Here is a 16,503-nt window from a genome sequence, read left to right on the forward strand (position 1 = left end):
AGCGTGCCGGCGTAGCTGACTACGCCCACGTAGATCGCGCCGGGTCCCGAGGCCAGCGATGCGGCTCCTGCGATCAAGCCAGCGGCGGCTGCCTTTGCGGAGCACAGCTGGAGAGCAGCATTCGGTCTTGGGCAGCTGTTCGTGAGCGTGCACGGTGCCGGCCTCATCGGGACCGCCGTGGTGTTCTTGCTGTCCGGCGCGGGCGTCGCGTTCGGATCCGGTTTGATCGCATGGCCTGTCACACTGGCCGGCGCGAGAGTCGCTGCCGCTGCAGGGGCAGCCAACGCCAGCACCCCACCGGCCAGCAGGCCGATCGCGCACAGAGCCCCTGTGATCTTGTGTCGAAGTTGCATCGTTGAACCTCCGTGTCCATGACCCATCGTTGGATCGGGATCATCATGGAACTGCCGGAGTGTTCTTCGCGTCCTCCGTTTGGGATACAACCCGAAACTTTTGGCTGTTCCTTTCGGGCTTGGGGATCAGATCGGTGCGGGGGTGTCGTGGTGAGTCTTGAGCATTCGAGAAAGCCGGCGGGCGAGGTAGCACTTGAGGATTCGGAAAACTTCTCGTTGCTGCGGAAACGGCCGCGGTGAGACCAGGCAGTCAAGATCACCGGAGCGGTGACAGGGCCGATGCCGAGTTCGCTGAGTACGGGAGCCGCTGGGCTGTTGTCCATCAAAAGCACCATCTCTGCCTTGCTCGCCGCGAGCTGCTCGTTGAGCTCCCGGAGCGCCACGCGAGCCGAATGGTTTCACCTCGCGCGATATGTGTTTCGAGACACTCGGTGTGTCGCCGACATGACACCTGGACGCTCACCCACCGCAGGCCGCTCAAGAAGCGCTATGCCGGGCGCGGCGGAGGAGTCGGCGGGGCTTTCGACAGCGTGTTCGCGCCTTCCTCGCTGGAGGCCGAGGCCGAACGCGACCGGCAGACCCGGCGGACCGCCCCTGCGCCCTCACCCGGCGACCCGCCCTGGGGAATCGACGGAGACCGGATCCGGCTCGACCTCTGAGCGGCCCGCTCTGCGCCGGCAGACGGGCACGCGGTAAAATTGACGGTTACCCGATGGAGGGAGACCCGATCGCCATGACGACCGACACCGAGCGCATCGACGTCCTCGAACGCGAGATCGAGAGGATGCAGACCGTCATCGACTTCCTGCAGTCGACGTTCGCGCACGAGCCGAAGCGCAAGAACCGCTTCCGACGGGTGATCCGCCATGCCGAGGGCAAGATCGACGGCATCCGATTCGCCCTCGCCACGATCCGGTCATCGCCGTCCGGGACCGAGGGACACCTCCCCGCGTAGACAGCGGAAAGCCCCCGCCTCGATCGAGGACGGGGGCTTTCGCGAAGGCGATTACTTGGAGGAACCGCCGAAGTTCTTGAAGCGCTGGTTGAACTTCTCGACGCGGCCGGCCGAGTCCATGATGCGCTGCTTGCCCGTGTAGAACGGGTGCGAGGCCGAGGAGATCTCGACGTCGATGACGGGGTACTCCACGCCGTCCAGCTCGATCGTCTTGTCGCTCGTGACCGTCGAACGGGTGAGGAACGTGTCGCCCGAACCGAGGTCGCGGAACACGACGGCCTGGTACTGGGGGTGGATGTCAGTCTTCATGGGATTCCTTACGTGGTGCCCTGGATTGTGCCAGAGACGAGGGAAGTCTGTGGTGCAGAATGCACCGAGGATCGATTCTAACAGATCACGCGGCGCGCGCCGCATAGCGGCCGTCGACCCGGTCCAGCGAGATCGGCATGCCGAACGCGTCGCTCAGCGCTTCGGCCGTGAGCGTCTGCTCGATCGGCCCCGCGGCGACGATCGCCCCCTCGCGCAGCAGCAGCACGTGCGTGAACCCGACCGGGATCTCCTCGACGTGATGGGTCACCATGACCATCGCCGGCGTCGTCGGCGACTGGGCGAATCCGCCGAGCAGGGCCAGCAGCTCCTCACGCGCGCCGAGATCGAGGCTCGCGCTCGGCTCGTCCAGCAGCAGCAGCTCGGGGTCGGTCATCACGGCCCGCGCGATCTGCACCCGCTTCTGCTCGCCGTCGCTGAGCGTGCCGAAGTGGCGCTCCGCGAGATGCTCCAGATGCCACTGCTCGAGCACCCGCATCGCGCGGCGCTCGTCGATCGACTCGTAAGACTCGTTCCAGCGCCCCATGACCGAGTAGGCCGCCGTCATGACGGTGTTCAGCACGGTCTCGTCGGCCGGGATCCGGCGGGCCATCGCCGAGGAGGCGAACCCGATCCGCGGACGGATCTCGAACACGTCGGTGCGGCCGAGGGTCTCCCCCAGGATGTCCACCCGACCCTGCGTCGGGTGCATCAGGGTGTCGGCCAGCTGGAGCAGCGTCGTCTTGCCCGCGCCGTTGGGGCCGAGCACGACCCAGCGCTGGTCGTCCTCGACGGTCCAGGAGAGGTGATCGACGATGTTGCGGCCGTCGCGGCGCACCACGACGTCCGAGAATTCGAGGACGGCAGACATGCCTTCAGCCTAACGGTCAGGCCGTGAGCTCCTCGTAGAGCGCCCTCGTCGTGTCGGCGATCGCACCCCAGCTGAACTCGTCCGCCGCGCGGCGCCGGCCGGCCTCCCCGTAGGCCCTGGCCTGCGCCGGATCCGACACGACCTCGGTCAGCACGGCGGCGAGATCCGCGACGTAGCGGTCCGGATCCACCGGGGTCCCCGTGCCGTCCTGTACCTGCTCGATCGGCACCAGCCGGCCGGTCACCCTGTCGTCCACGACCTCCGGGATCCCTCCCGTCGCCGTGCCGACGACGGCAGCGCCGCACGCCATCGCCTCGAGGTTCACGATGCCCAGCGGCTCGTACACCGAGGGGCACACGAAGGTCGTCGCGGCGGTCAGGATGGCCGAGAGCTCGTGGCGGGGCAGCATCCGCTCGATCCACACCACGCCCTGGCGCGTCGCCTGCAGCCCCCGGACCAGCTCCTGCACCTCCGCCATGATCTCCGGCGTGTCCGGCGCTCCGGCGCACAGCACGAGCTGCACCTCGGGCGGGAGCAGCGCCGCGGCCCGCAACAGGTAGGGCAGCCCCTTCTGGCGCGTGATCCGTCCCACGAAGACCACGGACGGCCGGTCCGGATCGATGCCCTGGGCGCGTACGAACGCCGGGTCCTCGACCGGGCGCCAGGCCTCCACGTCGATGCCGTTGTGGATCACCCGCACCTTCGCCGGATCCACCTGCGGATAGCTGCGCAGGATGTCCGCGCGCATCCCGGCGCTCACCGCGATGATGGCGGCGGCGTTCTCGTAGGCGAGCTTCTCCACGCCGCTCGAGACGGCATAGCCGCCGCCGAGCTGCTCCGCCTTCCACGGCCGCAGCGGCTCCAGGCTGTGCGCGGTCAGCACATGCGGGATGCCGTGCAGTTGCGACGCGATGTGCCCCGCGAAGTTCGCGTACCAGGTGTGGCTGTGCACGACGTCGGCGCCCGAGACGTCCGGCACGATGACCAGATCGGTGCCCAGCGTCTGCAGCGCCGCGTTCGCCGAGGCCAGTTCCGCGGGAGTTCGATAAGCCGTCACATCCTGTTCATCCCGGTCCGCGCCGAAGGCTCTGACCCGCACGTCGACGCTCTCCCGCAGGGCTTTCACCAGCTCGGCGACATGCACGCCGGCTCCCCCGTAGATCTCCGGCGGGTACTCCTTGGTGATGATGTCGACGCGCATGTCGTGAACGCTAGTACATGCATCGACGTGGCTCTATGGTGGACCCATGTCGGCACCAAAGAAGGTTTTCGGGATCATCCTCGCCGGCGGCGAGGGCAAGCGGCTCATGCCTCTGACGGCGGATAGAGCCAAGCCTGCCGTGCCCTTCGGGGGGCAGTACCGATTGATCGATTTCGCGATCTCCAACCTGATCAACTCGGGTCTGCGTCAGATCGTGGTGCTCACGCAGTACAAGTCCCACAGCCTCGACCGGCACATCTCGCAGACCTGGCGGATGTCCGCCCTGCTCGACTCCTACGTCACCTCGGTGCCCGCGCAGCAGCGACTCGGCAAGCGCTGGTTCTCCGGATCCGCGGACGCGATCCTGCAGAGCCTGAACCTGATCCTGGACGAGAAGCCGGACATCGTCGTGGTCATCGGCGCCGACCACGTCTACCGGATGGACTTCCGTCAGATGATCGATGCGCACATCGAGTCCGGAGCGCGAGCGACCGTCGCGGGCATCCGGCAGCCGCTCGCCCTGGCCTCGCAGTTCGGCGTGATCGACGTCGCGGACGGCGACTCCGGGCGCATCAACCAGTTCCTGGAGAAGCCCTCGGATCCGACGGGCCTCCCCGACTCGCCGCACGAGGTGCTCGCCTCGATGGGCAACTACGTGTTCGACGCCGACGCGCTCATCGAGGCCGTCGAGGCCGACGGAGAGCTGGCCGGATCCAATCACGACATGGGCGGCGACATCGTCCCCTACTTCGTCGGTCGCGGCGAGGCCGGGTTCTACGACATGAAGCAGAACGACGTACCGGGCTCGTCCCCGCGCGATCGTTCGTACTGGCGCGACGTCGGCACGATCGAGTCGTTCTTCGACGCGCACATGGATCTGATCTCCACGCTGCCGATCTTCAACCTCTACAACATGGAGTGGCCCATCCACTCGCAGGCGGTGAACTCGCCCCCCGCGAAGTTCGTGCGCGACTCCGTGGGCAGGATCGGCAACGCGATCGACTCGATCGTCTCCCTCGGATCGGTGCTCTCCGGCACGCACCTGGAACGCAGCGTGGTCGGTCCGTGGACGCTCGCGGCCGGCGGATCGACGATCACCGACTCGGTGCTGTTCGACGGCGTCAGGGTCGGGCAGGGTGCGCGGGTGCACAGGGCGATCCTGGACAAGAACGTGGTGTTGCTCGACGGCGCCACCGTCGGCGTCGATCGCGAGCGCGATCTCGACCGTGGCTTCACGATCACCGAGACCGGGCTCACCGTGGTCGGCAAGGGCGTGCGGATCGAGCGCTGAGCGCTTCCCGTCGCGGGCCGTCATCCCGACGAGGGCGAGAGGCTCGGGCCGCTACGCTCGTCGGGTGACCTCCGCGCGCTTCCTCGTCGTCCTCGATGCCGATTCCACGCTGATCCGCAATGAGGTGATCGAGCTCCTCGCCGAGGAGGCCGGCCGCCGGGCCGAGGTGCAGGCCGCCACAGAGGCCGCCATGCGCGGCGAGGTCGACTTCGCGACGAGTCTTCGCTCGCGCGTCGCGGCGCTGACCGGCGTCCCGACGTCCGCGTTCGAGCGGGTGCGAAGCCGCATCGAGCCGACCCCCGGGGTGCGCGAGCTCATCGCCGCGGTGCACGAGCGCGGCGGCGTGGTCGGCGTGGTCTCGGGCGGCTTCCACGAGATCCTCGACGCCGTCGCGCCCGAGCTCGGCGTGGACCGGTGGCGCGCGAACCGGCTCGAGGTCGCGGACGATGCGCTGACCGGGCGGGTCGACGGCGCCATCGTCGATGCCGCAGCCAAAGCGGCGTCGCTGCGGGAGTGGGCCGACGAACTCGGCGTGGCACCCCGCGCCACGATCGCGATCGGAGACGGGGCGAACGACCTGCAGATGATGGCGGCGGCGGGGCTCGGGCTCGCCTTCAACGCCAAGCCCGCCGTGCGCGCGGCGGCCTCCCTCGTCGTGGGCCCGGTCGACCTGTCCCAGGTCATCCCGCTCCTGCCCTGACGCACTTCGGCCCTGCGCCGGCGCCCTGACGCCCTCACACCACGCGCCCTCGCGCCTGGCGCTCTGTCGGTGGGCCTGTCTAGCGTGGGGACATGGACATCATCCTCGTTCCGGGCCTCTGGCTCGACGCCGACTCCTGGGCGCCCGTCCTCGCACCGCTCCGCGACGCCGGCCACACCCCGCGCCCGCTGACGCTGCCCGGCGTCGGGGTCCCGTCGTCCGGATCCGCCGGCCTGCGCATGGACGACTGGATCGCCGCGGTCGTCGCCGCGATCGACGAGGTGCAGGGCGACGTGGTGCTCGTCGGCCACTCCGGAGGCGGCAACGTCATCTGGGGCGCCGTGGATGCGCGGCCCGACCGCGTGCGCCGTGCGGTGTTCGTCGACACGGTGCCCCCGCCGAACGGCAGCGGGATCAGCGAGTTCCCGGTGGTCGACGGGGTCATCCCGTTCCCCGGCTGGGACTTCTTCGACGCCGGCGACGTGGCGGACCTCGACGCGCAGACCCGTGCGGAGGTAGCGCGCACCGCGCAGAGCGTTCCCGCGCAGGTGCCGACGGATCCGATCGCCCTCGCGGATCCGTCCCGCTACGACGTGCCCGTCACCCTGCTCATGGGCTCGCTCACACAGCCCGAACTCGAGGGATACCTCGCGCAGTGGGGCTCCTACGGCGACGAGTACCGCCGCATCCGCGACGCCGAGGTCGTGCGGATCGGATCCGGCCACTGGCCGCAGTACTCGGCCCCGGAACGGCTCGCGGAGCTGATGGTCGCCGCCGTCCGCTGACGCGGTCGGCGCGGCTCAGTGCCCCATGCCGAGACCGCCGTCGACCGGGATGACGGCGCCCGAGATGTACGCGGCGTCATCGGAGGCGATCCACGTGACCACGCCGGCCACCTCGTCCGCGGAGGCGAAGCGCCCCGCGGGGATGCTCGCCTTGTACTGCTTCTGGGTGTCCTCCGGCAGCTCGGCGGTCATGTCGGTCTCGATGAAACCGGGCGCGACGACGTTCGCGGTGATCCCGCGGGCGCCCAGCTCGCGGGTGAGCGAACGGGCGAAGCCGACGAGGGCGCTCTTGGACGCGGCGTAGTTGATCTGCCCCGCGGATCCATAGAGCCCGACCACGCTGGAGATCAGGATCACGCGGCCGAACCGCGCCTTGAGCATCCCCTTCGACGCGCGCTTGACGACGCGGAAGGAACCGCCGAGGTTCGTCGACACCACGCTGTCGAACTCGTCCTCGCTCATCCGCAGCAGCAGGGTGTCCTTCGTGATGCCGGCGTTCGCGACGACGATCTCCACCGGACCCAGCTTCTGCTCGACCTCCGTGAACGCCGCGTCCACGGCCGCCGCGTCCGTGACATCGGCGCGCACGGTCAGCGTGCCCTCGGGGCCTTCCCCGCTGCGCGCGGTGACGGCGACGCGGTAGCCGTCGCGCACGAAGCGCTCGGCGATCGCGCGACCGATGCCGCGGTTTCCGCCGGTGACGAGGACGACGCGATCAGTGCTCATGCAGGGCTCCCAAGAAATCGAGGTGTACGGCTCGCAAGCCTATCGAGCGGATGTGGCGACAGGAATTGACAGGGCCCTGAGAGCACGGAAATCTGTGTGTTGACCCAGGAGGAACAGTCATGAGCAACGACAACGGCGGCATCCCGCCCCAGGGGCAGCAGCCCCCCGCATATCCGGGCGCCCCGGTGCCCCCGCAGCAGCCGTCCTACCCGTCGGCGGCACCGCAGGCTCCGGTCCCGCCGGCACCCGCCTACCCCGGCGCAGCGCCGCAGCAGCCCGCCGCACCGCAGCAGCCCGGCTACCCTGCCCCGGCCGGGCAGCAGCCCGCCGCACCGTCGTATCCGGGCGCCGCTCCCGCCGCGCCCGGATACCCGGCGCCGTCGTACGGGCAGCCCTACGGCCAGCCGTACGCCACGCCGCTGAAGTCGAACGGCCTCGCGATCGCCTCCATGATCTGCGGCATCGCGAGCGTCCTGTTCTGCTGGGTGTACCTCATCCTGCCGCTGGGCCTCGGCCTCGCGGCCGTCATCATGGGGCACATCTCGCTCAAGAGGATCAAGAACGATTCGACGCTCGGCGGCAAGCCCCTGGCACTCACCGGCGTCATCACCGGCTACGTCGGAATCGCCCTCGGCGTCATCATCGGCGCCTTCCTGATCTTCGCGATCGTCTACGCCGTCTCGCTGAACAACAGCTACGGCTACTGAGCGCCTGCGAGGTCGCGGCGGCGTAGGCTGGAGTCATCGTGAGAAGGACTCCAGACGCCGCCGTGACCTCCTTGCCGCGCGCACCACGCGACGAGGCAAGGGACCGCGTGCGCCATTACGTCATCACGATGTCGATCCGCATGGTCTGCTTCGTGCTGATGTTCGTGGTCCAGCCGATGGGCTGGTGGACCTGGGTGTTCGGCATCGCCGCGGCGGTCCTTCCCTACATCGCGGTCGTCTTCGCGAATGCCGGAGACGATTCCGTCCCCACCGGCGTCGAGTCGCCCCGCATCCAGATCGAGGCGCGCGATGAGACGCCCCCGCCCGCGCCGAGCGTCCCCCCGGTGATCACGATCTCCGAGACAGCCGCGCACCCCGCCGAGCCGCGCTCGTGATCGCCCGCGAACCCGCCTTGAAATGCTCCCGCGCCGGCTGCCGCTCCGCGGCGACGCACCGGATCGTGTGGCGCAATCCGCGCATCCACGCTCCTGAGCGGGAGAAGATCTGGCTCGCGTGCGACGAGCATCTGCGCTTCCTCTACGACTACCTGCGCGCCAGGGAGTTCCCGGCCCGCATCGACGACGCCGTGGGCGAAGGCGAGGGCGAACCCGAATGATGCGTCAGCGCCTGCTCCGCTGGAGCGCCTATCTCGCCGTCGCGATCGTGTTCGCGGTCGTGTGCGCCTATCTGTCGAACTGGCAGTTCTCCCGCAACGACGGCCGCCAGACCCAGCTCGAGCTGGTGCAGCAGAACTACGACGCGAAGCCCGTCCCGCTCGATCAGCTGCTCTCCCCCGGTGAGGCGCTGCCGCAGAAGTCGCAGTGGCACCCCGTCGAGCTGCACGGGCGCTACGAGCCGTCCGGACAGCTCCTGGTGCGCAACCGCCCGCACGGCGGCACCAGCGCCTTTGAGGTGCTCGTGCCGTTCCGCACGGATGACGGACGCGTCTTCATCGTGAACCGCGGGTGGGTCATCGCCGGGGACGGATCCGATGTGCCGACGTCGATCCCGTCGCCTCCTTCGGGCGAGGCGAAGGTCGTCGCACGCCTGCGTCCTGCCGAGCCCCTGCCGCCGTCCGGCCGCGGGGCTCCCGAGGGTCAGGTGCCCAGCATCAACCTCGCGCTGGTGGCGGACAAGATCGGCGGCGGAACCGCCGTCGACACCGGGGCCTACGGCGAACTCGTCAGCGAGTCCCCCGCGCCGGCGACGCGTCCGCACGCGTTCGAGGCCCCGTCCGACGATCCAGGACCGTTCCTGTCGTACGCGATCCAGTGGATCCTGTTCGCGATCATGGGGTTCATCTTCATCGGCTACGTGATCCGCACCGAGATCGTCAAGCACCGTGACGAGGCTGCCGGACGCGCGCCCCGCGACCCACGCCGCCGTCGCGACCGCGACATGGCCGACGAGGACGCCCTGCTCGACGCCGTCCAGCACTGACCCCAACGCCCCGCTCCTACCGCGAGACTCCAACTGGGCGACGAGACTGCACTTCTGGAGTGCAGTCTCGTCGCCCAGTTGGAGCCTCGCGGATCAGGCGAGGCGGCGCGAGCGAGCGGGTCAGGCCAGCTCGATGAGGTCCTGGTACTCCTGGGACCAGATGTCCTCGACGCCGTCGGGCAGGATCAGCACGCGCTCCGGGTTGAGGGACTCCACGGCGCCGGGGTCGTGCGAGACGAGGACGACCGCGCCCTCGTAGTGCGCGAGAGCGCCGAGGATCTCCTCGCGCGATGCCGGGTCGAGGTTGTTCGTGGGCTCGTCGAGCAGCAGCATGTTCGCCGCCGAGACGACGAGCGTCGCGAGCGAGAGGCGCGTCTTCTCGCCGCCGGAGAGCACTCCGGCCGGCTTGTGCACGTCCTCGCCTGTGAACAGGAAGGATCCGAGGACCTTGCGCGCCTCGGTCTCGTTGAGATCGGGGGCGGAGGACATCATGTTCTCCAGCACCGAGCGCTTCACGTCCAGGTTCTCGTGCTCCTGCGCGTAATAACCGACCTTGAGCCCATGCCCCGGCTCGAGCTGTCCGGTGTCGGGCTGGTCGACGCCCGCGAGGATCCGCAGCAGCGTCGTCTTGCCGGCACCGTTCAGCCCCAGAACCACGACCTTGGAACCACGGTCGATCGCGAGGTCGACGTCGGTGAAGATCTCCAGTGAGCCGTACGACTTCGACAGCCCGGACGCCATGAGCGGCGTCTTGCCGCACGGTGCGGGCTTCGGGAAGCGCAGCTTGGCGACCCGGTCGACCTGGCGCACCTCGTCGAGCCCCGAGAGGAGCTTCTCCGCGCGGGCCACCATCTGGTGCGCGGCGGCGGCCTTGCTGGCCTTCGCGCCGAACCGGGCGGCCTGCTGCTGCAGCGACGTCGCCTTCTTCTCGGCGTTCGCGCGCTCCTTCTTGCGGCGCTCCTCGTCGGCGACGCGCTGACGGAGGTAGTTCTTCCAGTTCATGTTGTAGATGTCGATCATCTGACGGTTCGCGTCCAGGTAGAACACCCGGTTCACGGTCTCGCCGACGAGCTCGACATCGTGGCTGATCACGATCAGCCCGCCCTTGTAGCCCTTGAGGAACTCGCGCAGCCACACGACGCTGTCCGCGTCGAGGTGGTTGGTGGGCTCGTCGAGGATCATCGTCTGCGCGTCGGAGAACAGGATCCGCGCGAGCTCGATACGGCGGCGCTGGCCGCCGGAGAGCGTCTTGAGCGGCTGCTCCAGGATCCGGTCGGGCAGCGACAGGTTGTTCGCGATCGACGCGGCCTCCGCCTCCGCGGCGTACCCTCCCAGCGCCTCGAAGCGCTCGGTGAGGTTGCCGAACTGGCGCATGGCCTTCTCCGCGACCGCCGGGTCGTCGGAGCCCATGAGCTCGGACGCTTCGCGGATCCGCAGGGTGAGGGATCCGAGTCCGCGTGCGTCCAGGATCCGGGTGCGGGCGAGCATCTCCGGGTCGCCGGAGCGCGGATCCTGCGGCAGATAGCCCAGCTCGCCGCTGCGTTCGACCTTGCCGTCGGCGGCGATCAGGTCGCCGGCGAGCACCTTCGTCAGCGTGGTCTTGCCGGCGCCGTTGCGGCCGACGAGGCCGATCTTGTCGCCGTCGGCGACGCGGAAGGACACGTTCTCCATGAGGAGGCGCGCTCCCACGCGGATCTCGAGGTCGTGCACGGCGAGCACAGCGGACGTCCGTTCTTCAGAAGGGGGTGAGCGGCCGGATGGCCAGCCTCCCAGTATAGGACGCCCGCCTGGACCGGATCTGCGCGTCGCGGGCGGGCATCGACCTCAGCCGAGCCCCCTGGCCGCGAGGGCCTCCCCGACCGCGTCCGCATGGCGCATCGTGCGCACGAGCAGCGGCACCGCCATCCGCGGCCCCAGGCGCACGCCCCGTGCCTCCTGGGCCTCCCGCACGGCGCTCACGAAGCCGCCGACGACCGGCACCATCGTGATGGTCAGCGACAGGACCAGTGCGACGGCGTCCGCATCCACGCCGAGCGGCCGCAGCGGGCGCAGCAGCCGCTCGATCGCCCCCATGAGCGCACTCATCGAGGTCGAGCGGGTGACCAGCTCGGCGAGCAGGAGGAGCACCACGACCCGGCCCGTGTTCACGATCGCCGCCGGCACGCTCACGAAGATCACGAGCGCGGCGCCGAGGATGAGGATGAGCCAGCGCAATCGCCACCAGGCCTCCCCGAGCGCGCGCACGCCGAACCCGCCGAGGAGGAAGAGCACGCTCGCCGCTGCGACCGCGCCGCAGATCGGCACGACAGCAGCGGGCGTCGCCGGCACGAACGAGAGCCCGAGCGCGATCGCGGCCAGCAGCGCGAGCTTCAGCCCTGTGGGCGCCCGGTGCAGGAATCCGGATCCGGGACGGTAGAGGGAGATCATCCGCGGATCCTCACACGCAGGCCTGCAGATACGCGGCGACGACATCGTCCGGGGCGCCCTGGGCGAGCACGCGCCCCTCGTCCACGAGCACGGCCTCGTCGCAGCGCCGCGCGAGCTCGAGGTCGTGCGTCACGAGCACGAGGGGCACGTCGAGCTCCTCGAGCAGCACATCGCCGATGCGCCGGCTGTTGCGCAGATCGAGGCGGGTGGTGGGCTCATCGGCGACGACGAGGCGCGGACGGGCGATCAGTACGGAAGCGAGGGCGAGCAGCTGCTTCTGCCCTCCGGAGAGTTCCGAGGCGGGCGCATCGCGCAACGCGGCGAGCCCGCACAGGGCGAGGGCCTCGTCCACGCGCGCCGCGCGCTCGTCCGCGGGAGCCCCGCGCAGCGACAGCGCCAGATCCTCGGCGGGCGTCGGCATCAGGATCTGGGCCTCCGGATCCGCGAACACGAACCCCACCCTGCGTCGCACCTCGCGCACCTCGCGAGCGGGATCGAGACCGCCCACGCTCACGGTGCCGGCGGTCGCGACATGCAGTCCGTTCAGCAGCCGGGCCAGGCTCGACTTGCCGGATCCGTTCGCTCCGATCACGGCCGTCCGGCGCGCGGTCAGCCGCACCGACACGTCATCGAGGATCGTGCGCCCGTCCAGCCGCAGCGAGACGGCGCGCAGCTCGATGTCAGGCGACACGCACGGCCGTCCGCCGGAACGCCCGCGGATAGGCGCGCTGCAGCGCGACGCACAGCACGGTGGCGACGACCGCCTTGAGGAGGTCGCCGGGGAGGAAGGCGAGACTCGACAGGGCCGTCGGGCCGAGCGGCACACCGGTCACCAGCGCCTGCACCGGGATCCCGAACAGGTACACGACCACGATGCCGCCGAGCACCGCCGCGAGACCCGCACGCCACCAGGTGACGCGCCGCGCGCCCACGATCAGGCCGATCACGACGACCCCCGCGACCCATCCCAGGAGATACCCCGCGCTCGGACCGACGAAGACGCCCAGTCCGCCGCGGCCACCCGCCAGCACGGGCAGCCCCACTGCGGCGAGAGCGAGCACGACCAACACGGACAGCGGCGCGAGACGCGGTCCGAGGATGAGGCCCGCGAGCATCACCCCGAGCGTCTGCGCGGTGATCGGCACACCCCCGGGCAGGGGGACGATCACGAGTCCCAGCGCGATGATGAGCGCCGCGAACACGGCGATGCGAGCGGCGTCTGCGCCCCAAGGGCGAGAGGTCGAGGTCATGGGATCCCCTTCGGATCTGCGGTGGAGCGCCGGTGCCGGTACGGCCGATCGCTTACCTGAACAGCGTTCACCTGAACGGCGTTCAGTATACTCACCCCCATGACCCCCGCACGCACCGGACGCCACGACCGCGAACACATCATCGGGGTCGCGCTCGCGCTGCTCGACCGATACGGCCTGCCCGACCTCACCATGCGGCGCCTGGCGACGGAGCTCGAGGTGCAGCCCAGCGCCCTGTACTGGCACTTCGACAGCAAGCAGGATCTGCTGGCCGCCGTGTCGGATCGCATCCTGGCGCGGATGCCCGATGCGGAGCAGGACACAGACCTCCTCCGCGCCGCGCATGCCGTGCGGGACGCGCTGCTCTCCTACCGAGACGGCGCCGAGGTCGTGCTGAGCTCCGCCGCCCTGCGCCCCGGCCGGTCCCGTGCCGAGGATGCACTCAGAGCGGCCCTGTCGCCGAGCATCCCCGACGCCGGCCTCGCGGCGACGGCGGTGCTGCAGTTCATCCTCGGCCACACCACTCTCGTGCAGCAGCGCATGCACGGCGAGAGCCACGGAGCCGCGGCCTCCCCCGCCGATCCGACCGGCGATGAGGACGCCGCCGTCTTCGAGACGGGGATCGCGCTGCTCAGCCGCGGCGCGGGTCTGACGACGACGCTGCGCTGACGGCCTCCGCGTCGATCGCCCCCGGACCATCCCCGATCCGCAGCCCGGGGAACGTGGCGACCAGCAGCACCGCGGCCGCCAGTGCGAACACGACGGGGAACCCGGACCCGGCGATCGGGAGGCTCACGAACAGCAGCCCCGCGACCGCGATCGTGACGGCCGAGCCCGATGCGTCCGAGATCGAGAGCGCCGAGGAGTTGAACCCCTCGTCGGCGGGCGTCGAGTAGGCCAGCGTGAGCACGGTGAGACGCGGGTAGAGCAGTCCCATCGCTCCGCCTGCGATGCCCCACAGCACGACGACGATCCAGGGCAGGGCGTGGGACACGGCGACGACCGCGAGAACGAGGAAGGCGACGAGGAGGAGCGCGGCGCTGATCACGACCATCCGGCGGCTCCCCAGCCGCTCGCCGTAGCGGCCCTGCACGGCGGAGGCGCCCGACCACGCGAGAGCCGCGGCGGTGAGGGCGAGGCCGGCGATCGTCGGGCTGAAGTCGAAGCGCTCCATGAGCATCCTCGGCACGTAGGCCTCCGCAGCGAAGAACGCCCCCGCGACGAGCCCGCGCATGAGCACCACGCTCGGCAGGCGCGGCGCCGCGCGCAGTGAGCCCACCGGCAGCAGCGGCCTGATCGCGAACGCGATGACCACCACCGAGACGAGGGCGAGCGGCCAGCCGATCGCCGGGGCGGCGTCCGCCGCGAACCCGATGGCGACCGCGGCGATCGCCACGATGACGGCGAGGAGGATCCGCATACCGATCCGCCCGCCGTCCGGTGCGGCGGCCGACCTCCCCGAGGAGCCGTCCGGATGCGCGTTCAGGTCGACCGCGCGCAGCCGCACCACCACGAGGACGAACGCGATCACCGTCAGCACGGCGACCCCGACGAACGTCCACCGCCAGTGCAGGTACTGCGCGACGGCGCCCGCGAGGAACGGGCCGATCATCGAGGGCACCACCCAGGCCGCGGCGAAGGCCGCGAAGATCCGGCCGTGCAGCTGCGCCGGGTACACGCGGGCGACCACGACATACAGCGCGACGGTCTGACCGCCCGCACCGAGGCCCTGGATGAGGCGGCCGAGGATCACGACGTACATGTCGGTGGCGACGCCCGCGATCAGCAGTCCGGCGATGAACAGCACGACCGCGGTGTAGAGCGGCGCTCGCGGCCCCGACCGGTCACTCCACGCCCCGGCAGCGACCATCCCGATCACCCCCGTCGCCAGCGTCCCGGCGAAGGCCACGGCGTACAGCGCCTCGCCGTGCAGGTCGGCGGCGACCAGCGGCATGACCGTCGTGACCGCCAGGGCCTCGATCGCGGCGAGGAAGATCAGGACCACGGATCCGATCGTGATGCCGAGGCGATGCCGATCCCAGATCGTCGCGGTCGTCGCGCCGGCGCTCACCGCCGCACCAGCGCCGCGATCCGCAGCACGGCCTCGGTCAGCACCTCCGGCGCGCAGCCGAGGTTGATGCGCACGTGCCCGGCTCCCTCGGCGCCGAACGTCGGTCCGCGGTTGAGAGCGACCCTCGCCTCGCGGAGGATGCGCCCTGCGGGATCGTCGCCCCAGCCGAGGTCGCCGAGGTCGACCCAGGCGAGATAGCCCGCGTCGGGCAGACGATAGCGCGCCTCCGGGATGTGCTCGGCGAGCAGCCGGCCGAGAAGGCGTCGGTTCTCGTCGAGCGCGACGAGGAGCGCGTCCAGCCAGGCGTCGCTCGCGGGATCCCAGGCTGCCACGGCCGCCATCGCGCCGAACAGACCGGTCCGCCACTCCACCTCCGGCGGGAGCCCGCGCACCACCTCGGCGGTCTGCTCGCTCGCCGTCACCATGACCGCGCACTTGAGCCCCGCGAGGTTGTACGCCTTGCTCGCACTCGTGACCGTGTAGCCGACCTCCTCGGCGAGCGGCGATGCGGCCAGGAACGGCGTGTAGGGGACGCCGGGCTGCACGAGCGGCGCATGGATCTCGTCGCTCACGACGACGGCACCGTGCGCGGCCGCGAGCTCCGCGAGCCGCGCGAGCACCGCGCGGCTGTGCACGGTCCCGGTCGGGTTGTGCGGGTTGCACAGCAGAATGGCGCGCGCACCGGCCGCGAGTGCCCGCTCGATCCCCTCGAGATCGAGGATCCAGGATCCGTCGACGTCGAGGAGAGGCACACGCTCCACCACGCCCCCGGCCTCCTCGACGCAGTCGAAGAACGGCGGGTACACCGGAGGCGCCACGATCACGCGATCCCCCGGCGTGAGGACGGCACGAAGGATCTCGACGACGCCCATCATCACGTCGCACGTGGACCGGACGCGCGCGGGTTGCACGCTCCAGCCGAACCGGCGCTGGGAGAAGGCGACGAACGCGTCCCGCAGACCGGGATCCGGCGGGGTGTACCCCGTGTCGCCGAGCTCGACCGCCGCGTGCAGGCGCTCGGTGATCGCATCCGCCAGCGGGAAGTCCGTCTCCGCCACGAACAGCGGCAGCACGTCTTCCGGATACGTCCGCCATTTGGTGCTGGTGCGACGGCGGAGCTGATCGAGCGGCAGCGCCTGGAGGGCTGCGGTGCGGGCGGCGATGGTCACCGTTCGAGCCTATCGAGGCGCGGACGACGAAGGGTCTGACGCCGTCATACGGCGTCAGACCCTGAAGGTGAGGTTTCGACTCGCTCGCCTCCGGCGTGCTCGCTCGACCTTGACACGACAACGGCTCAACGCTGCTTCGCAGCATTGAGCCGTTGCATGTCAGATCGCGAAGCCGAGAGCGCGCATCTGGTCGCGACCGTCGTCGGTGATCCGCTCGGGACCCCACGGCGGCATCCACACCCAGTTGATGC

The 16,503-nt window shown here is 70.2% G+C and carries 19 protein-coding genes and 1 pseudogene; 9 read left to right on the plus strand and 11 right to left on the minus strand.

Annotated elements, in window-relative coordinates; all coding sequences use genetic code 11:
• Positions 1 to 353: pseudogene (locus B7X32_RS09270) on the minus strand (hypothetical protein); the annotation flags it as partial.
• A 733-nt stretch (positions 354 to 1,086) separates the two neighbouring features.
• On the opposite strand from B7X32_RS09270, the gene B7X32_RS09275 reads away from it, so the two are divergent.
• The gene (locus B7X32_RS09275) at positions 1,087 to 1,308 is read left to right on the plus strand and encodes a hypothetical protein (protein ID WP_292718788.1); all 222 of its coding nucleotides are present in this window, start codon (positions 1,087 to 1,089) and stop codon (positions 1,306 to 1,308) included.
• A gap of 51 nt (positions 1,309 to 1,359) precedes the next feature.
• Here B7X32_RS09275 and B7X32_RS09280 read toward each other — a convergent pair whose 3' ends face one another.
• The 3 genes from B7X32_RS09280 to glgA all read right to left on the minus strand — a co-directional run bounded on the left by B7X32_RS09280 (position 1,360) and on the right by glgA (position 3,686).
• Positions 1,360 to 1,617 (minus strand): type B 50S ribosomal protein L31, encoded by a 258-nt coding sequence (locus B7X32_RS09280; protein WP_045273153.1) that lies wholly within the window; start codon positions 1,615 to 1,617, stop codon positions 1,360 to 1,362.
• 85 nt (positions 1,618 to 1,702) lie between these two features.
• Positions 1,703 to 2,485 (minus strand): ABC transporter ATP-binding protein, encoded by a 783-nt coding sequence (locus tag B7X32_RS09285; protein ID WP_292718791.1) that lies wholly within the window; start codon positions 2,483 to 2,485, stop codon positions 1,703 to 1,705.
• A gap of 16 nt (positions 2,486 to 2,501) precedes the next feature.
• The gene (gene glgA, locus B7X32_RS09290; protein ID WP_292718793.1) at positions 2,502 to 3,686 is read right to left on the minus strand and encodes a glycogen synthase; all 1,185 of its coding nucleotides are present in this window, start codon (positions 3,684 to 3,686) and stop codon (positions 2,502 to 2,504) included.
• Between the two features lie 46 nt (positions 3,687 to 3,732).
• Between glgA and B7X32_RS09295 the strand changes: the two genes are divergently transcribed.
• The 3 genes from B7X32_RS09295 (at position 3,733) to B7X32_RS09305 (ending at position 6,462) form a co-directional block, all read left to right on the plus strand.
• Complete coding sequence (locus tag B7X32_RS09295; protein WP_292718795.1) at positions 3,733 to 4,977, plus strand: glucose-1-phosphate adenylyltransferase; 1,245 nt, start codon at positions 3,733 to 3,735, stop codon at positions 4,975 to 4,977.
• A gap of 64 nt (positions 4,978 to 5,041) precedes the next feature.
• The gene (serB, locus tag B7X32_RS09300; RefSeq protein WP_292718797.1) at positions 5,042 to 5,677 is read left to right on the plus strand and encodes a phosphoserine phosphatase SerB; all 636 of its coding nucleotides are present in this window, start codon (positions 5,042 to 5,044) and stop codon (positions 5,675 to 5,677) included.
• 92 nt (positions 5,678 to 5,769) lie between these two features.
• A complete protein-coding gene (locus B7X32_RS09305; protein WP_292718799.1) occupies positions 5,770 to 6,462 on the plus strand; it encodes an alpha/beta hydrolase in 693 nt (230 codons plus the stop codon).
• A gap of 15 nt (positions 6,463 to 6,477) precedes the next feature.
• Here B7X32_RS09305 and fabG read toward each other — a convergent pair whose 3' ends face one another.
• Entirely contained in the window at positions 6,478 to 7,188 is a 711-nt protein-coding gene (gene fabG / locus B7X32_RS09310; protein WP_292718801.1) for a 3-oxoacyl-ACP reductase FabG, read from the minus strand.
• Between the two features lie 119 nt (positions 7,189 to 7,307).
• On the opposite strand from fabG, the gene B7X32_RS09315 reads away from it, so the two are divergent.
• From B7X32_RS09315 to B7X32_RS09330, 4 genes are all read left to right on the plus strand, one after another.
• On the plus strand, positions 7,308 to 7,895 hold the full coding sequence (locus B7X32_RS09315; protein WP_292718803.1) for a DUF4190 domain-containing protein: 588 nt from the start codon (positions 7,308 to 7,310) through the stop codon (positions 7,893 to 7,895).
• A 62-nt stretch (positions 7,896 to 7,957) separates the two neighbouring features.
• Positions 7,958 to 8,290 (plus strand): DUF3099 domain-containing protein, encoded by a 333-nt coding sequence (locus tag B7X32_RS09320; protein WP_292718805.1) that lies wholly within the window; start codon positions 7,958 to 7,960, stop codon positions 8,288 to 8,290.
• A complete protein-coding gene (locus B7X32_RS09325) occupies positions 8,287 to 8,511 on the plus strand; it encodes a hypothetical protein (protein ID WP_292718807.1) in 225 nt (74 codons plus the stop codon). The genes B7X32_RS09320 and B7X32_RS09325 overlap by 4 nt, the downstream gene beginning before the upstream one ends.
• Complete coding sequence (locus B7X32_RS09330) at positions 8,508 to 9,335, plus strand: SURF1 family cytochrome oxidase biogenesis protein (protein WP_292718809.1); 828 nt, start codon at positions 8,508 to 8,510, stop codon at positions 9,333 to 9,335. Before B7X32_RS09325 ends, B7X32_RS09330 begins: the two co-directional genes overlap by 4 nt.
• A gap of 120 nt (positions 9,336 to 9,455) precedes the next feature.
• Here the strand turns inward: B7X32_RS09330 and B7X32_RS09335 are convergent, their stop codons facing one another.
• From B7X32_RS09335 to B7X32_RS09350, 4 genes are all read right to left on the minus strand, one after another.
• Positions 9,456 to 11,054, minus strand: coding sequence for an ABC-F family ATP-binding cassette domain-containing protein (locus B7X32_RS09335; RefSeq protein ID WP_292718811.1), 1,599 nt, complete (start codon positions 11,052 to 11,054; stop codon positions 9,456 to 9,458).
• A 105-nt stretch (positions 11,055 to 11,159) separates the two neighbouring features.
• Positions 11,160 to 11,762 (minus strand): energy-coupling factor transporter transmembrane component T, encoded by a 603-nt coding sequence (locus tag B7X32_RS09340; RefSeq protein WP_292718813.1) that lies wholly within the window; start codon positions 11,760 to 11,762, stop codon positions 11,160 to 11,162.
• Between the two features lie 10 nt (positions 11,763 to 11,772).
• A complete protein-coding gene (locus B7X32_RS09345; RefSeq protein WP_292718815.1) occupies positions 11,773 to 12,453 on the minus strand; it encodes an ABC transporter ATP-binding protein in 681 nt (226 codons plus the stop codon).
• Positions 12,443 to 13,012 carry a biotin transporter BioY gene (locus tag B7X32_RS09350; RefSeq protein ID WP_292718817.1) on the minus strand — a complete coding sequence of 190 codons (570 nt, stop codon included), beginning with the start codon at positions 13,010 to 13,012 and terminating at the stop codon, positions 12,443 to 12,445. The genes B7X32_RS09345 and B7X32_RS09350 overlap by 11 nt, the downstream gene beginning before the upstream one ends.
• Before the next feature lie 99 nt (positions 13,013 to 13,111).
• Between B7X32_RS09350 and B7X32_RS09355 the strand changes: the two genes are divergently transcribed.
• Positions 13,112 to 13,681 carry a TetR family transcriptional regulator gene (locus B7X32_RS09355; protein WP_292718819.1) on the plus strand — a complete coding sequence of 190 codons (570 nt, stop codon included), beginning with the start codon at positions 13,112 to 13,114 and terminating at the stop codon, positions 13,679 to 13,681.
• On the opposite strand, the gene B7X32_RS09360 is transcribed toward B7X32_RS09355, so the two are convergent.
• Together B7X32_RS09360 and B7X32_RS09365 are read right to left on the minus strand one after the other, a co-directional pair.
• Positions 13,644 to 15,083, minus strand: a complete 1,440-nt coding sequence (locus B7X32_RS09360; RefSeq protein ID WP_292718821.1) for an MFS transporter — start codon at positions 15,081 to 15,083, stop codon at positions 13,644 to 13,646. The genes B7X32_RS09355 and B7X32_RS09360 overlap by 38 nt on opposite strands.
• Positions 15,080 to 16,252, minus strand: coding sequence for an aminotransferase class I/II-fold pyridoxal phosphate-dependent enzyme (locus tag B7X32_RS09365; RefSeq protein WP_292718823.1), 1,173 nt, complete (start codon positions 16,250 to 16,252; stop codon positions 15,080 to 15,082). The genes B7X32_RS09360 and B7X32_RS09365 overlap by 4 nt, the downstream gene beginning before the upstream one ends.
• Positions 16,253 to 16,503 lie beyond the last annotated feature (251 nt).

It is taken from the genome of Microbacterium sp. 13-71-7 (assembly GCF_002257455.1).
Lineage (GTDB): Bacteria > Actinomycetota > Actinomycetes > Actinomycetales > Microbacteriaceae > Microbacterium.

Bases quoted from the DNA above. Each gene is read 5' to 3' on its own strand.
- B7X32_RS09275 (WP_292718788.1), top strand. From the start codon at position 1,087: ATGACGACCGACACCGAGCGCATCGACGTCCTCGAACGCGAGATCGAG.
- B7X32_RS09280 (WP_045273153.1), bottom strand. From the start codon at position 1,617: ATGAAGACTGACATCCACCCCCAGTACCAGGCCGTCGTGTTCCGCGAC.
- B7X32_RS09285 (WP_292718791.1), bottom strand. From the start codon at position 2,485: ATGTCTGCCGTCCTCGAATTCTCGGACGTCGTGGTGCGCCGCGACGGC.
- glgA (WP_292718793.1), bottom strand. From the start codon at position 3,686: ATGCGCGTCGACATCATCACCAAGGAGTACCCGCCGGAGATCTACGGG.
- B7X32_RS09295 (WP_292718795.1), top strand. From the start codon at position 3,733: ATGTCGGCACCAAAGAAGGTTTTCGGGATCATCCTCGCCGGCGGCGAG.
- B7X32_RS09305 (WP_292718799.1), top strand. From the start codon at position 5,770: ATGGACATCATCCTCGTTCCGGGCCTCTGGCTCGACGCCGACTCCTGG.
- fabG (WP_292718801.1), bottom strand. From the start codon at position 7,188: ATGAGCACTGATCGCGTCGTCCTCGTCACCGGCGGAAACCGCGGCATC.
- B7X32_RS09315 (WP_292718803.1), top strand. From the start codon at position 7,308: ATGAGCAACGACAACGGCGGCATCCCGCCCCAGGGGCAGCAGCCCCCC.
- B7X32_RS09330 (WP_292718809.1), top strand. From the start codon at position 8,508: ATGATGCGTCAGCGCCTGCTCCGCTGGAGCGCCTATCTCGCCGTCGCG.
- B7X32_RS09340 (WP_292718813.1), bottom strand. From the start codon at position 11,762: ATGATCTCCCTCTACCGTCCCGGATCCGGATTCCTGCACCGGGCGCCC.
- B7X32_RS09350 (WP_292718817.1), bottom strand. From the start codon at position 13,012: ATGACCTCGACCTCTCGCCCTTGGGGCGCAGACGCCGCTCGCATCGCC.
- B7X32_RS09355 (WP_292718819.1), top strand. From the start codon at position 13,112: ATGACCCCCGCACGCACCGGACGCCACGACCGCGAACACATCATCGGG.